The sequence below is a fragment of the Roseovarius sp. genome (genome assembly GCF_965277045.1).
In the GTDB taxonomy this organism is placed as follows: domain Bacteria; phylum Pseudomonadota; class Alphaproteobacteria; order Rhodobacterales; family Rhodobacteraceae; genus Roseovarius.
On record NZ_OZ255712.1, the window covers coordinates 859,119 to 872,900 of the forward strand.

Below are 13,782 nucleotides of genomic sequence, written 5' to 3' on the forward strand. Positions count from 1 at the left end.
GGACGGGACTGCGCCGGGGGTTTGACACCGGCGCATGAGCGAATGGATCGTCTCGCTTGAGGGGACCGAGGCCGGTCACCAGCTTGCCCTCGGGCTGGCCTTGCTGGCCGCCGTTCTGCACGCGCTCTTCGGGGCGTTGCAGAAAGGGCGGCACGATCCGTGGCTGACGCGCGGTGCGATCGACGGGTCCTATGCGCTGATGGCGGCGCCGTTCGCCCTGTTCGTGGTGCCGTGGCCCGAGCCGCATATGTGGCCGATATTCGCCACGGCGTGGGTGATCCACACGCTCTACAAGATATTGCAGGCGATGGCCTACATGCGTGGGGCCTACACTGTCGTGTACCCGGTGGTGCGCGGCACCGGGCCGCTTTTCACCGTGATCGGGGCCTACCTGCTGTTCGGTGAGACATTCAACGCGGTGCAATGGACGGGCGTGGGCGTGCTGCTGGCCGGGATCTATGGCCTGGCGATCTATAACCTGCGTACGATCAAGCTGGACCGCGAGACGATGCCCGCCGCGCTGGGGCTGGCGGTGCTGACCGGGCTTTTCGTGGCGCTTTACACCACCTACGACGCCTATGGCATTCGGGCCACCGCGGACCCGTTCACGTTCCTGGCGTGGTTCTTCATGATCGACGGATTGACGTTTCCTGTCCTCGCCTATCGCCGCTGGCGGGGGATGGCCGATGCGCCGGAGCCCGGACCGCTGCTGCTGCGCGGGTTTGCGGGCGGGGTCATCGCGTTCTTTTCCTTCGGGTCGATCATGATGGCCACGCGGCTGGACAAGGTGGGCGAGGCGGCGGTGCTGCGCGAGACGTCGACGGTGTTCGCCGCCCTGATCGGGTGGCTGATCCTGAAGGAAACGGTGGGGCCGCGGCGGATCGCGCTGATGGCATTGATTGCAGCCGGCGCGGTCATAGTTGAAAGTGGCGGCTGAAACGAAGAGGCGAGACGATGGACGACAAGAACGCGAATGGCAAACTGAAGGCAGTGCTGGAATTCGGCCCGGTGCTGGGTTTTTTCGTGGCCTACCTTATGCTGAAGGACCGCGTGTTCACCATCGGCGGGACCGAATACGAAGGCTTCATCGTCATCACGGCGGTGTTCATCCCCGTGCTGCTGGCCTCGACCGCGCTGATGTGGAAGCTGACGGGCCACCTGTCGAAGATGCAGATCCTGACGGCGGTTCTGGTGGTGGTCTTCGGCGGGCTGACGGTGTGGCTGAATGATCCGAAATTTTTCCAGATGAAGCCGACGATCATCTACCTGTTCTTCGGCACGGTTCTGGGCATCGGCCTGCTGCGGGGGCGGTCCTATCTGCAATACGTGATGGACGGGCTGATGCCGCTGACCGACCGGGGATGGATGATCCTGACGAAGCGGATCACGATCTTCTTTTTCGCCATGGCGGCGCTGAACGAGCTGGTCTGGCGCACGCAGAGCGAGGAAACCTGGGTCTATTTCAAGACCTTCGGCCTGATGGCGGCGATGTTCGTTTTCTTCATGATGCAGGGCAAGCTGATCGCCGAGCATGGCACCGACGAAAGCGGCAAGTCCTGATCCGTTTGGCGGCCGTTTCGCCCAGTCCGGGCCTTGAAACACTGCGGATCAGGCTGTCGCCCCATTGATCCGGCACGCAGGGCGACATGACATGCGCCGCGATGGATGTCGGCGATGATGATCGCGGCGTTCGCGGTCCACGCGGCCTATTGGTTCACCGTATTGCTGGTGATGCCGCCCGACGACAGCCCCGCCTGAGACGCGCGGGACAGGAACGGCCAGGCTGGCAGGGCGGGTCTGGGCCAGGGCAGCACCCGCGACCAGCGCGGATCGGGCATGTCGGGCAGTTGCGCGCGAAGCCGCGACAGCGTGACATGCTGAGGCTCGCGCAGCAGGGCGCGGTAGAAATCGAACAGCCCGTCGCGCAGGTAGGTCGACCAGTGACAGTAGAATCGCGCCCGCCCGGGCGCCACGCGGAACCCCGCGCGTTCCAGCGAGGGCAGGGTGTCGGGATGGTCAAGCTGCACGGTCAGGGTGTTGGGCCGTTGCGGCAAGGCCTGTGCAAGGCTGCGGTCGCCGTGTTCGGGGGCCGATATCAGGCGCTCCATCAAGAAATCGAAGAGGTCGTTCTCGCGCGTGGTGACGCTGATGATCTCGGCGGCGCGGCCGGCCTCGCTTTCGATGGCGGCCCGGGCGGCGGTGCCATATTCGGCCCCGTTGAGCAGCAGGACGCGTCCGATCGCACCGGCGCGCAGGTGCGGCAGCGCCCCGAGCGCCACGCGCGCGCCCATCGAGTGCGCCACCAGGTGCACGGGGCGGTCCGGCGCCACCCGGCGTATCATCGTCACGAGCTCCGCCAGGCACAGCCCGGCCCGTTCGGCCTGTCGGTAGGCATTCCAGATGGTGCCACGGGCGGACCAGCCAAAACCGATGGCCAGCCCTTCGTCGGGCCTGTCCGCCCCGAACCCCAGCCCGCGTGGCCAGCTTTTCGCTTTCCACGTGCGCATCTCGGGATCGAGCGCGAGGATGTGCTTGTGCGGGCAGGCGGCGGGATGGCCGGGGGCGTATTTGAAACCGTGCGTCATGACGATGATCGGGCCGGGGCGGACCAGAGCGCGGCGAAGGCTGGGCAGCGGCGCCTCTTCGCTGCCGTGCAGGCACGGACCAAGAGGCGTGGCGTCGATCTGCAAAAGCGGCATCTTCGACCCTTTCTACTACATCTTGTGGGCAGCAGTTACTCCAGCCATATGACGGTTGATTGAAGCTTGGGTTACATCACCGTGACGGTGCCACCCGGCCACAGCGGCGCGGCGCAGCTATCGGTTGACGGGCCGCGCTTGGGGGCGTAGAGCAGGCACGTGGCGATTTGTTACCGGATTGCGGGCCACGTTAAACATCTCCGCTAAAAGGTCAGGATGAAAGCTCCCTTTCGCTTGACCGGCTTGGGAGCTTTATTTTTTGGGCGGATCGCCCGGAGGTCGATGATGAAAAACGAATGGAACAGACGCACCAAGCTGGTGCATGGCGGAACGCGACGCAGCCAGTACGGCGAGGTGAGCGAGGCGATATTCCTGACGCAGGGCTTTGTCTATGACAGTGCCGAGGCGGCAGAGGCGCGGTTCGTGCAGGCCGGCGATGACGAGTTCATCTATGCCCGCTACGGCAACCCGACCGTGGCCATGTTCGAGGATCGAATCGCCGCCCTCGAGGGGGCAGAGGCCGCATTCGCCACGGCGAGCGGCATGGCGGCGGTCAGTGGCGCGCTGATCTCGATGCTGAAGGCCGGCGATCACGTGGTGTCGGCGCGGGCGCTCTTCGGGTCGTGCCTTTACGTGCTGGAAGAAATCCTGACGCGCTATGGCGTTGAGGTGACCTTTGTCGACGGCACCGACATCGAGGCGTGGCGCGCGGCGGTGCGGGACGACACCAAGGTCGTCTTTTTCGAGACCATCGCCAACCCGACGCTGGAGGTCGTGGACGTGGAAGCCGTTGCCGGAATCGCCCACGCCGTGGGGGCCAAGGTGGTGGTCGACAACGTCTTTGCCACGCCGGTCTTTTCTCGTGCAGTGGCGCAGGGGGCCGATGTGGTCGTCTATTCCGCGACCAAGCATATCGACGGGCAGGGCCGCGCGCTGGGCGGTGTGATCCTGGGCACCGAAGAGTATATCCGCAAGACGGTCGAGCCTTACATGAAGCATACGGGCGGTTCGATGTCGCCCTTCACCGCGTGGGTGATGCTGAAAGGGCTGGAGACGATCGACCTGCGGGTGCGGGCGCAGGCCGACAATGCGCTGGCCCTCGCCGAGGCCCTACAGGGGCATCCGGCGCTGGAGCGGGTGATCTTCCCCGGGCACGCCAGCCACGGGCAGCACGATCTGGTCAAGCGCCAGATGGGCAAGGGCGGTACGGTCATCGCGCTGGACATCAAGGGCGGGCAGGCGGCGGCGTTCCGGTTCCTGAACGCGCTGGAGATCGTGGTCATCTCGAACAACCTCGGCGACGCGAAATCCATCGCGACCCATCCGGCGACGACAACGCACCAGCGGCTGTCGGACGAACAGAAGGACGCGCTGGGCATCACGCCGGGCCTCATACGGCTGAGCGTGGGGATCGAGGATGCCGAGGACCTGGTAGCGGACGTGAGCCAGGCGCTGGAGGCGGTGACGCAACAGTGATCCAAGACAGCGTTTCTGACGTATCTCATGTCAAAGTGGTAATTTACCGTGATCTGGCATAGATACGGTGCTGTCGGCAGCGAGCGAGGACCCGACCATGAATGTGCACCCGAGTGACATGAAGAAGGTTGCGGACCGCAGCGACGCCAAAGAGGCGTTGGACATTCTGCGTGCGTGGGCGGAAACGGCCACGCCCGAGGAGGTGGCGGATCTCGATCCGGCGATTGCCCGTCTTCTGCCGCAAGGCGAAGTGTCGAATTACCCGGCTCTGCGCCGCGACTACCCGGAGGATTTCAAGCCCGACGCGGCCTACAAGGCCAGCATGCCCGATCTGCAGAACGGCCCGTCGTCGTTGATCAAGGGGGCGCGGCAGCAGTTGCAGCATGTCGGGATTTCGAATTTCCGGCTGCCGATCAACTTTCACACCCGCGAAAACGGCGACCTGACGCTTGAAACCTCGGTCACCGGCTCGGTCAGCCTGGAGGCCGAGAAGAAGGGCATCAACATGTCCCGCATCATGCGCAGCTTTTACAAGCACGCCGAGCGGACCTTCAGCTTCGAGGTGATCGAGGCGGCTCTGGACGACTATATCTCGGACCTGGACAGCATAGATGCGCGCATCCAGATGCGGTTTTCCTTCCCGATGAAGATCACCTCGCTGCGGTCCGGCCTGGACGGGTACCAGTATTACGACATCGCGATGGAGCTGGTCGAGCATGACGGGGTGCGGCGCAAGTTCATGCATTTCGACTATGTCTATTCTTCGACCTGCCCCTGTTCGCTGGAGCTGAGCGAACACGCGCGGCAGGCGCGGGGGCAGTTGGCGACGCCGCATTCGCAACGCTCGGTGGCGCGGATTTCGGTCGAGGTCGTGGGCGAGGAGTGCCTGTGGTTCGAGGACCTGATCGAACTGGCCCGCACGGCGGTGGCGACAGAGACCCAGGTCATGGTCAAGCGCGAGGACGAACAGGCCTTTGCAGAGTTGAACGCGGCCAACCCGATCTTCGTCGAGGATGCGGCGCGGCTGTTTTCCGAGCAATTGCTGAACGACGCGCGGATCGGCGATTTCCGCGTGATCGCGAGCCACCAGGAAAGCCTGCACAGCCATGACGCGGTCAGCATCACGACGAAAGGCCCGACCTTTGCGTCCGAAAGCCTTGATCCGAAGCTGTTCACGACGCTGTTTCACGTCGGATAGGCCGCGTGGCGGTGCTTTGGCGCGTTTTGTGCTGAAACCTTTGGCAAAAGCCCGCCGGAATCGGTCGCGACGCTAGCTGCGACGCGGCATAACCTTTTCTGCACGTGCAAAGCTGGTATAACTCCCGTGCAATCTTGCCCGCAGGGGCGATTCAAAACGGGATAGAGCAATGGATATGTATTCGGCACCGCTGAGGGCGTCCTTGATGGGCCTGCAGCTGAGCGGCATGATCGTGGAAAAGCAGCTGAGAGTGATGCAGGTGCTGGGGCGCGCCTCCTATGACTCGCAGCTTCAGTTCATGGGTCTGGCCTTTGGCTTGCCGGTTCTGGCCCCGGTGCGGGCGCAACCGGCCGCCAAGTCGCGTCCCGCAGTGAAACCAGCGGCAAAGCCGGCCGCCAAAAAGACCGCATCGAAGCCGGCGGCAAAGACGACGGCCATGCCCGCGCCCAAGGCGGAGGCCAAACCGGCCACGAAGACCGCGGCGAAAACGACCGCGAAACCCGCAGCCAAGCCGGCAGAGAAACCAGCCGCGAAGCCGGCCGCCAAACCCGCCGCCAAGGCGGCGGCGAAACCGGCGGTGGCCAAGTCGACCGCGAAACCGGCGAGCAAACCGGCCCCGGCAAAGGCGGCAGACACGCCGGCAAAACCTGAGCCGACGCCGGCCCCGCAGCCAGCGAGCCAAGGCGCGGCCAAACCCGAGACGAGCAACGTGACAGCCTTTCCCACGCCCGAGACGGCCACGGAAAATGACAGTGGCGCCAAGCGGCCGCGCCAGCCCTCGGCCCCGCCGGCGATGCCGGATCGGTTCGCGGGTCCCGACAAGGCCGCGGATTCGTAACACGCGGCTTCAGCCGGATCGGATGACGCGAAGACTGAAATGGCGCGGCCCCTGCTGAAGCGGTGGCCGCGCTTTCCTGTTCCGGTGATGGCGTGGCCGCCGAAAATCCGCCCGGAGCTCCGAGCCTTGCACAGAATGCAGACCGGGGCTTCCACCTTGAAAGTGGTCGTCCGTGGTCTGCAGGTATACCTGTCGACCAGGGGGGAAACTGAAAGATCAACACACGAGGTTTCCAAGATGGCTACCAGCACAACCAACCTTACCTATGAACACGGTTTCTATCGCCTGGTTCGGAAAATTCCCGAGGCACTGAGGAAACTGACCCAAGCCATGACGCGCAAGACCCAGATCGAATGGGCGGCCTGAGCGCCGGAGGCGGCCGGACCGGGATGCCTGGCCGGCACCTGCCAGCGCCTTGCAAGGCGCACTGATCCATAGAGAACGAAAGGGCCTTTGTCCGGCCCGATGACGAAGCCGCCCTTTGGGACACCTGCAAAGGCACCTGGTCCCAAGGGCGGTTTGAGTCGCGACCAGGCTCTTGCGGTCGCGGGGGCCACCGGGCCAACGCGGCGAGGGCGTCGAGGTGGCCCAAACGTGTCGTCTGTCGTCCGGCGAGACGCTGTTCTGGCGAAATTCTCACATTACAGTAAGGACTTGCGTTCCGCCCGTACCCTCCGAGGCGGCCGATGCGGTCTTGCCGGTCGGGGCGCACCCTGCGGGGTTGCACCAGTTGCAAGTCTGGGTTTCGGGTATGGCAGTGGTACTGACCGATCGTTTGGCCTACCTTGGTGTCAGGGAGGAAACCGAAGCAACATTCTTGAGGTTTCCAAATGGCGACTAGCACAACCAATCTTGATCAAGGCGGCTTTTTCACCCGCTTGTTCCACGGCATCGTGGACCGTTTCGACCAGCACGCGCGCATCATGTCGCGTCGCAGCCTGATCGAGGAACTCACCGCGAAGAGCGACGAAGAACTGGCAGAGATGGGCATCAAGCGCGAAGACATCGTGCGCCACGTCTTCCAGGACCTGTTCTACGCCTGACTGCCTTTCCCGTTCCTTGGGGGTTCCGGCCATGCCGGGCCCCCGCGGAGCGGCTTGACATAGCTCAGAACCGGGGCCAAGGCTTTGCTCCATGGTGGATTTTCGCCCGGTTGGATATGTGATTGGCCTGACGGTCATGGCGCTGGGCCTGGCGATGGTCCTGCCCATGATGGTGGATATCGCGGAAGGGCGCGGCCACTGGCAGGTTTTCGCGGAAAGCGCGATCCTGACGGTCCTGGTCGGCGGCCTTGTGGCGCTGTCGTGCAGAAACGGCGTGCGCGAAGGCCTGACCATTCAGCAGACATTCCTTCTGACGACCGGGGTCTGGGTGATCCTGCCGATCTTCGGCGCGATGCCGTTCATGTTCGGGGCCACCAATTCGAGCCTGGTGGATGGTTTCTTCGAGGCGATGTCGGGCCTCACGACGACCGGCTCGACGGTTCTGTCGGGGCTGGACACGCTGCCGAAGGGGCTGAACCTGTGGCGCGGTATCCTGCAATGGTTGGGGGGGATCGGTATCGTCATCGTGGCGATGGTGTTCCTGCCCGAATTGCGGGTCGGCGGGATGCAGATCTTCCGCTCGGAAGCGTTCGACACGATGGGAAAGATCCTGCCGCGCGCGACCGAGATCGCCTCGCGCATCTCGGTGATCTACCTCGGGCTGACGCTGGCCTGTACGGCCTGCTACATGATGACGGGGATGAACGCGTTCGACGCCACCATGCACGCGCTGACGACGGTGTCGACGGGCGGCTTTTCGTCCTATGACGCGTCCTTCGGCACCTTCCAGGGGCCGGCGGAATGGGTGGCGACGGCGTTCATGATCCTCGCGGCGCTGCCCTTCGTGCGTTACGTGCAATTGCTGGGCGGCAGCAACGTGCTGTTGAAGGACAGCCAGGTCCGGGCCTTCCTGATGACCATCGGTGTCCTGATCGTGGGCACCGCCGTCATCCTGATGTCGATTTTTCCGCACCATCCCGAACAGGCGCTGCGCGAGGCGGCGTTCAACATCACCTCGATCATCAGCGGCACAGGCTATGCCAGCGTGGATTACATGGAATGGGGGACCTTCCTGATCGCGGTGTTCTTTTTCCTTGGCCTGATCGGGGGCTGCGCCGGGTCGACCAGCTGTTCGATCAAGATCTTCCGCTACCAGTTGCTGTTCGCCTCGGTCAGGGCGCAGTTGCAGCGGATCTATTCGCCGCATGGCGTGTTCACGCCGCGCTATGACGGCCGGCCGATTTCCGAGGACGTGCTAAGCTCGGTCATGTCCTTTTTCGTCTTCTTCGTCGTCACGCTGGGGCTGGTGGCCGTGGCGCTTGGGATGACGGGACTGGATTTCACCACGTCGGTATCCGGGGCCGCGACGGCAGTGGCCAATATCGGCCCGGGGCTGGGGGAGGTGATCGGGCCTTCGGGGAACTTCCAGCCGCTCAACGACACGGCCAAGTGGATCCTGATCGCCGCGATGCTGATCGGGCGGCTTGAGATGCTGGCCGTCTACGCCATTTTCACACTGTCATTCTGGAGAGCCTGATGACCCAACGACCGCTCGGTGCGCAGATATCCCACATGTTGAAGGCCCGCGGGGTCGACGTGATCTTCGGCATTCCCGGCGTGCATAACGTGGAGATGTATCGCGGCATCGAGGAGGCCGGCATCCGCCACGTGCTGGCGCGGCACGAGCAGGGGGCGGGGTTCATGGCCGACGGCTATGCCCGGGCGTCGGGCAAGCCGGGGGTGGCCTATGTGATCACCGGGCCGGGGCTGACCAACGTGATGACGCCGATGGGGCAGGCCTATTCGGACAGCGTGCCGATGCTGGTGATCTCGAGCTGCCTTGACGAGACGGCGGCGCGGCGCGGGCAGTTGCACCAGATGATCGACCAGGAAGGTGCGGCGCGCTGCATCTGCGACTGGAGCTTTGAGGTGAAATCGGCCGGGGCGACCTATGGTCTGATCGAGCGGGCGTTCAACGAGTTTTCCACCGCGCGGCCGCGCACCAAGCATCTGCAGGTGCCGATCGCCCTGGGAGGCAGCCTGGCCGACGCGGCGCCGGTCCCGGTGGAGACGCGGGCGAAACGGCCCGTCGCACGCCCCGAGGACGTGGCGGCTGTGGCGGACGCGCTGCAGCGGGCGAAAACGCCGATGATCCTCTTCGGCGGCGGCAGCGTCGGGGCAGGGGCGGCAGCCCGGGCGGTGGTCGAGCGCAGCGGAGCCGCGACGATGACCACCTATGCCGGGCGGGGCGTGGTCGGCGCAGACCTGGCCCTGGATTTCGGGGCCTATCTCGCCCGGCCGGACAGCGCCGACGTTCTGGCACGGGCGGACCTGGTACTGGTCGTGGGCTCGGAACTGTCCGAGATTGACCTGTGGCGGGACGAATTGGGCCACAAGGGCCGCATGATCCGGGTGGATATCGACCCGGTGGAGCTGGAGCACCCGCGGGCCGAGCTGTGCATCCTTTCGGACGCGGGCGCCTTCCTGGAGGCGCTGGCAGACAGCCTGCCCGAGCAGGCCGAGCCGAAATGGAACGCCGCGGACGTGACCGCCACCAAGGCCCGCTGGCGGATCGAGGTGGAGGCCGAGCGGCCCGGTATCGTTCCGGTGGTCGACGCGCTGCGCGATGCCTGTCCGGCGGAGACGATGATCTATTCGGACATGACGCAATTCGCCTATGCCGCCAAGGAGGTCTGGCCGATGGACCGGCCGGGTCACTGGCATCACCCGTTCGGCTATGGCACCTTGGGCTACGGGATGCCTGCCGCCATCGGCGGGGCGATCGCGCGGGAGGGCAAGCCGACCCTGGCGATCTGTGGCGACAGCGGGTTTCAATACACCTTGCAGGAGCTGGGCACGGCGGTCGAACACGGCCTGCCATTGCCGATCATCCTGTGGGACAACGGCAAATTGAAAGAGATCGAGGACGCGATGATCCGGTCCCAGATCGCGCCCAACGCGGTGGTCGCGCGCAACCCGGATTTCTGTGCCCTGGCGCAGGCCTATGGCGCTCACGCGGTGCAGCCCGGCAGCCTGGAGGACATGGGGCGGGCGGTGCGCGGGGCGTTCGACGCGGACCGCCCGACGCTGATTCACGTCATGGCCGGGATCGGGGACTGACGGCGGGCGGCGCGTATGTCGGGGTCTTTGAAAGCGCGGCGCATCCCGGGGTTTCATCAGTTCTCGAAGACCCAGGTCGCGGGGTCCGCCACGCTCAATAGACGTCGTTATAGGGGCTGTAGCTGACGATATAGGCCGGGCAGCCGGGGCGGGCGGTGTTGATGATCAGGTACCAGACAACCTCGCCGCCGCGGCCCGCGCGGGAGTATTCGCAGCCCTTGGGGTGGGTCCACCATTGCCCCTGGTGGTTCAGCGCGGGAGCGGCCCCGCCATCGCGGGCGAGGTGCAAGGAGGCCGCGACATCCGCTGACAGGTCGGCCTGGGCGATCGTGGCGGTCGTGGCGAAGGAAAAGCCGAGCGCGAGCGCGCCAAGAACGGTTGATTTGAACATGTCGATCCACTCCGGTTGACGGGCCGCATCGTGCGGCCGTGGCCCCACACCACCTGACGCGTGGTATCGGGGCCGCCGGTGGCCCGCCTTTGGCCGGAATGTGGCGTCAAGGCGAGCTTCGTGATCGGTTTTAAGAGGTTTTTCGTTATTCCCAGCAGCTGACCAGCACGGTCATGCCGGAGACGCGTTCCGACAGGCTCTCGGGCGGCATCTGGCCGTCGCCGTTGGTCGCCGAGGGGGTGACGCCGGCCTGCTCCAGCACCCGGCGTATCGTTTCGGCATTGGCGGCAAAGCTGACGCCTTCGGGCAGTTGCCGCGTGCCGGTGTCGTGGGGCAGCAACATACCGACCACGGCGCCGCCCGCATCGACGACGGGGCCGCCGGCGTCGCCGTCCAGCGCGTTGAGCGCCAGGCGCTTCATTTCGCGCTCGCCGTTGAGACCCTGCACGTCGGCCAGCTGGCCGAACGTGACCGAGGGTGCACCCAGAACGCCGCCGTAGGAATAGCCCGCCACGGCCACGTCCGATTGCAGGCGCGGCGCGTTTTGCTGAAACGCGGCCACGGCCAGCGGTGCCAGCGGCGTGCGCGGGCGCAGCACGGCGATGCCGGTGTCGTCGTTGGCGGTCTGGATCTCGGCCTCGATGGTTTCGTCCAGGGTGATGCGGCCGCAGGAAGCGACGACCTCAGAGGTGGTCACGACGGTGCCGGACCGATCGACGTAGAAGCCCGAGCGCGAGAGCTTGGGCGTGCGGATTTCAAGTCCGGCGACCAGGTTGATGCTCTGGACCTCGTTGCTGCCCGCGGCGGGGTCGAGCACGGTGTCGAGGCGCGAGAAGCTTTCCTGCATTTCGCCCAGCATCCGGGTGCGGCGTTCCTCGTCGCCGGCGGGCCAGACCAGGGTGAACCCCTTGATCTGGCCATCGCGAAGCCATGCCTGGGTGTGCGAGATGGTATAGGCGCTCTCGCCGATCAGGGTGAAGGCGTCGCCGTCGAGATTGCGCGGGCCGGTCTGGGGCACGATTTCAAGCGTCTGCATGATGTCGAAGAGGCCCGCCAGCGTGGCGCGGTCGCCTTCCTGGCTGATCAGCAGTACCTTGGCGTCGATGTCGCCGGTGGCGTCGTAATGGGCGAAAGGCGGCTCGTACTTGGCGAACTCCACCACGCCGGTGGGCAGTTTCATGGCGATACCGGCCCCGGTGTCGCGCACGACGCGCAGGTCGAGCCCTTCGAGCACGGCGTTGTACTGACGGAACAGTTCGGCGCGTTGACGGGTCGTCAGAACGCCGGTTGCCTCGAAATTGTTGGCCTCCTGCCAGCGGGCCATGGAGCCCCGCGTGCCGCGCCCGAAAGCCGCGTCGATCGCGCCGCCGTAGAAGCCGGCCCATTTCAGGGCTTCCTGCAATGCGGCGCGTTCCTCGCGGGTCAGCAAGGCCTCGCCGGCGCGGGCCTCGCGGACGGTTTCATCCGAGGCTTCGGGCTGCGGCTGTGGCTGGGGATCGGTCTGCACCGTGTCCTGGTCGCCGGTGCCCGTCGTAGCATCCTCGGTGTCTTCGGCGACCTGCCGGGTGGGACGGTTCAGCACGTTCGCGCCCACGGGCCAGAACTGACGCTGGTACTCGCTCTCTTCGGCAATGTAGCTGTCACGGGGGATGAGCCTGGCCGAGCGCAGGTTGCGCAGGATCGTGTTGGCATCCGCTTCGCTGTAGGGGCCGAGGGCGATGCCGTACCAGCCGCCGCCCAGAGCAAAGCCGTTCACGTCCTGCATCTGTCCGGCGTATCGGCGCAGGCTGGCCTCGGCCTGGGCAAGGCTGGGTTGCGCCTCGATCTGGATGAAGACCTGGGCCTTGGCGGCGACCGGCGCCACAAGGGCGACGGCCAGGAATACGAAGGTAAGAAAGATGCGCGACATGTACGTCCCTTGCCGAGTTCGGTGTTGTTTCTGCTCTTCCCCGCTTTTTACCAAATCTGCGGGCGCGTGCATCCTAAATATGGCCTTTCAGGGCAATTGACCCTTGGGTGAGAGCGCCGTAGGGAAGGGCCGAGCATCACGAGGGGCGACCCGGAGGACATTCCATGAGCGACAGCACCGGCAAACCGCGGTCATTCCAGGACATCATCCTGCGTTTGCAGGCCTACTGGGCCGCGCAGGGCTGCGCGGTGATGCAGCCCTACGACATGGAAGTGGGGGCGGGCACGTTCCACCCGGCGACGACCTTGCGTTCGCTGGGGGCGCGGCCGTGGTCGGCGGCCTACGTGCAACCGTCGCGCCGGCCCACGGACGGGCGTTACGGCGACAGTCCGAACCGCTGGCAGCACTATTACCAGTACCAGGTCATCATCAAGCCGAGCCCCGCGAACCTGCAACAGATCTACCTGGGCTCGCTGGAAGCGATCGGCATCGACATGGACCTGCACGACATCCGCTTTGTCGAGGACGACTGGGAGAGCCCGACGCTGGGCGCCTGGGGCCTGGGATGGGAAGTGTGGTGCGACGGGATGGAGGTGAGCCAGTTCACCTACTTCCAGCAGGTGGGCGGGCATGACTGCGCGCCGGTGTCGGGTGAGCTGACCTACGGGCTGGAACGGCTGGCGATGTACGTGCTGGGCTATGACGACGGCAACGAGATGCCGTTCAACGACCCCCACGCGCCGATCCCGCTGACCTATGGCGACGTCTTCCGCGAGGCCGAGGCGCAATATGCGCGCTGGAACTTCGACGTGGCCGACACCGACATGCTGTTGCAGCATTTCATCGACGCGGAGCAGGAATGCGAGCGTATCCTGGACCAGCCCGAGACCGACCCCAAGACCGGCCGTCGGATCGTGATGGCGCTGCCGGCCTATGACCAGTGCATCAAGGCGAGCCACATCTTCAACCTTCTGGACGCGCGCGGGGTGATCAGCGTGACCGAGCGGCAGGCCTATATCGGCCGGGTGCGGGCGCTGGCGAAGAAATGCGCCGACGCCTACGTTCTGACGGCCGATGCCGGGTATGCCGCGTGACGTTGCGCGAAAGG

General features: G+C 65.2%; 13 protein-coding genes and 1 riboswitch. Of the genes, 10 read left to right on the forward strand and 3 right to left on the reverse strand.

Annotation, left to right across the window (positions count from 1 at the left end; translation table 11 throughout):
• Positions 1–34 precede the first annotated feature (34 nt).
• Both ACQY4V_RS04190 and ACQY4V_RS04195 read left to right on the forward strand, forming a co-directional pair.
• Complete coding sequence (locus ACQY4V_RS04190; protein WP_428515649.1) at positions 35–937, forward strand: EamA family transporter; 903 nt, start codon at positions 35–37, stop codon at positions 935–937.
• A 17-nt stretch (positions 938–954) separates the two neighbouring features.
• Positions 955–1,560: an inner membrane-spanning protein YciB gene (locus ACQY4V_RS04195; protein ID WP_428515650.1), complete on the forward strand. Its 606-nt coding sequence runs from the start codon at positions 955–957 to the stop codon at positions 1,558–1,560.
• A gap of 146 nt (positions 1,561–1,706) precedes the next feature.
• On the opposite strand, the gene ACQY4V_RS04200 is transcribed toward ACQY4V_RS04195, so the two are convergent.
• The gene (locus tag ACQY4V_RS04200; RefSeq protein ID WP_428515651.1) at positions 1,707–2,699 is read right to left on the reverse strand and encodes an alpha/beta hydrolase; all 993 of its coding nucleotides are present in this window, start codon (positions 2,697–2,699) and stop codon (positions 1,707–1,709) included.
• A 149-nt stretch (positions 2,700–2,848) separates the two neighbouring features.
• A riboswitch (SAM riboswitch) is annotated at positions 2,849–2,926 on the forward strand.
• 58 nt (positions 2,927–2,984) lie between these two features.
• On the opposite strand from ACQY4V_RS04200, the gene metZ reads away from it, so the two are divergent.
• The 7 genes from metZ to ACQY4V_RS04235 all read left to right on the forward strand — a co-directional run bounded on the left by metZ (position 2,985) and on the right by ACQY4V_RS04235 (position 10,374).
• A complete protein-coding gene (gene metZ, locus ACQY4V_RS04205; RefSeq protein WP_428515652.1) occupies positions 2,985–4,175 on the forward strand; it encodes an O-succinylhomoserine sulfhydrylase in 1,191 nt (396 codons plus the stop codon).
• Between the two features lie 97 nt (positions 4,176–4,272).
• Positions 4,273–5,373, forward strand: coding sequence for a GTP cyclohydrolase FolE2 (folE2, locus tag ACQY4V_RS04210; protein WP_428515653.1), 1,101 nt, complete (start codon positions 4,273–4,275; stop codon positions 5,371–5,373).
• Positions 5,374–5,578: 205 nt separating this feature from the next.
• A complete protein-coding gene (locus ACQY4V_RS04215) occupies positions 5,579–6,211 on the forward strand; it encodes a hypothetical protein (RefSeq protein ID WP_428515654.1) in 633 nt (210 codons plus the stop codon).
• A 237-nt stretch (positions 6,212–6,448) separates the two neighbouring features.
• Positions 6,449–6,577 (forward strand): hypothetical protein, encoded by a 129-nt coding sequence (locus ACQY4V_RS04220; protein ID WP_428515655.1) that lies wholly within the window; start codon positions 6,449–6,451, stop codon positions 6,575–6,577.
• 464 nt (positions 6,578–7,041) lie between these two features.
• Positions 7,042–7,254 carry a hypothetical protein gene (locus ACQY4V_RS04225; RefSeq protein ID WP_152491891.1) on the forward strand — a complete coding sequence of 71 codons (213 nt, stop codon included), beginning with the start codon at positions 7,042–7,044 and terminating at the stop codon, positions 7,252–7,254.
• Positions 7,255–7,345: 91 nt separating this feature from the next.
• Positions 7,346–8,791: a TrkH family potassium uptake protein gene (locus tag ACQY4V_RS04230; protein WP_428515656.1), complete on the forward strand. Its 1,446-nt coding sequence runs from the start codon at positions 7,346–7,348 to the stop codon at positions 8,789–8,791.
• A gap of 35 nt (positions 8,792–8,826) precedes the next feature.
• Positions 8,827–10,374, forward strand: a complete 1,548-nt coding sequence (locus ACQY4V_RS04235) for a 5-guanidino-2-oxopentanoate decarboxylase (RefSeq protein WP_428515657.1) — start codon at positions 8,827–8,829, stop codon at positions 10,372–10,374.
• A gap of 94 nt (positions 10,375–10,468) precedes the next feature.
• Here ACQY4V_RS04235 and ACQY4V_RS04240 read toward each other — a convergent pair whose 3' ends face one another.
• Complete coding sequence (locus ACQY4V_RS04240; RefSeq protein WP_428515658.1) at positions 10,469–10,765, reverse strand: hypothetical protein; 297 nt, start codon at positions 10,763–10,765, stop codon at positions 10,469–10,471.
• Positions 10,766–10,910: 145 nt separating this feature from the next.
• Positions 10,911–12,674, reverse strand: coding sequence for a serine protease (locus ACQY4V_RS04245; RefSeq protein WP_428515659.1), 1,764 nt, complete (start codon positions 12,672–12,674; stop codon positions 10,911–10,913).
• Positions 12,675–12,838: 164 nt separating this feature from the next.
• On the opposite strand from ACQY4V_RS04245, the gene ACQY4V_RS04250 reads away from it, so the two are divergent.
• Positions 12,839–13,768, forward strand: coding sequence for a glycine--tRNA ligase subunit alpha (locus ACQY4V_RS04250; protein WP_428515660.1), 930 nt, complete (start codon positions 12,839–12,841; stop codon positions 13,766–13,768).
• Positions 13,769–13,782 lie beyond the last annotated feature (14 nt).

Bases quoted from the DNA above. Each gene is read 5' to 3' on its own strand.
- ACQY4V_RS04245 (WP_428515659.1), bottom strand. From the start codon at position 12,674: ATGTCGCGCATCTTTCTTACCTTCGTATTCCTGGCCGTCGCCCTTGTG.
- ACQY4V_RS04220 (WP_428515655.1), top strand. From the start codon at position 6,449: ATGGCTACCAGCACAACCAACCTTACCTATGAACACGGTTTCTATCGC.
- ACQY4V_RS04230 (WP_428515656.1), top strand. From the start codon at position 7,346: ATGGTGGATTTTCGCCCGGTTGGATATGTGATTGGCCTGACGGTCATG.
- metZ (WP_428515652.1), top strand. From the start codon at position 2,985: ATGAAAAACGAATGGAACAGACGCACCAAGCTGGTGCATGGCGGAACG.
- ACQY4V_RS04240 (WP_428515658.1), bottom strand. From the start codon at position 10,765: ATGTTCAAATCAACCGTTCTTGGCGCGCTCGCGCTCGGCTTTTCCTTC.
- ACQY4V_RS04235 (WP_428515657.1), top strand. From the start codon at position 8,827: ATGTTGAAGGCCCGCGGGGTCGACGTGATCTTCGGCATTCCCGGCGTG.
- ACQY4V_RS04200 (WP_428515651.1), bottom strand. From the start codon at position 2,699: ATGCCGCTTTTGCAGATCGACGCCACGCCTCTTGGTCCGTGCCTGCAC.
- ACQY4V_RS04195 (WP_428515650.1), top strand. From the start codon at position 955: ATGGACGACAAGAACGCGAATGGCAAACTGAAGGCAGTGCTGGAATTC.
- ACQY4V_RS04225 (WP_152491891.1), top strand. From the start codon at position 7,042: ATGGCGACTAGCACAACCAATCTTGATCAAGGCGGCTTTTTCACCCGC.
- ACQY4V_RS04190 (WP_428515649.1), top strand. From the start codon at position 35: ATGAGCGAATGGATCGTCTCGCTTGAGGGGACCGAGGCCGGTCACCAG.
- ACQY4V_RS04215 (WP_428515654.1), top strand. From the start codon at position 5,579: ATGGGCCTGCAGCTGAGCGGCATGATCGTGGAAAAGCAGCTGAGAGTG.
- ACQY4V_RS04250 (WP_428515660.1), top strand. From the start codon at position 12,839: ATGAGCGACAGCACCGGCAAACCGCGGTCATTCCAGGACATCATCCTG.
- folE2 (WP_428515653.1), top strand. From the start codon at position 4,273: ATGAATGTGCACCCGAGTGACATGAAGAAGGTTGCGGACCGCAGCGAC.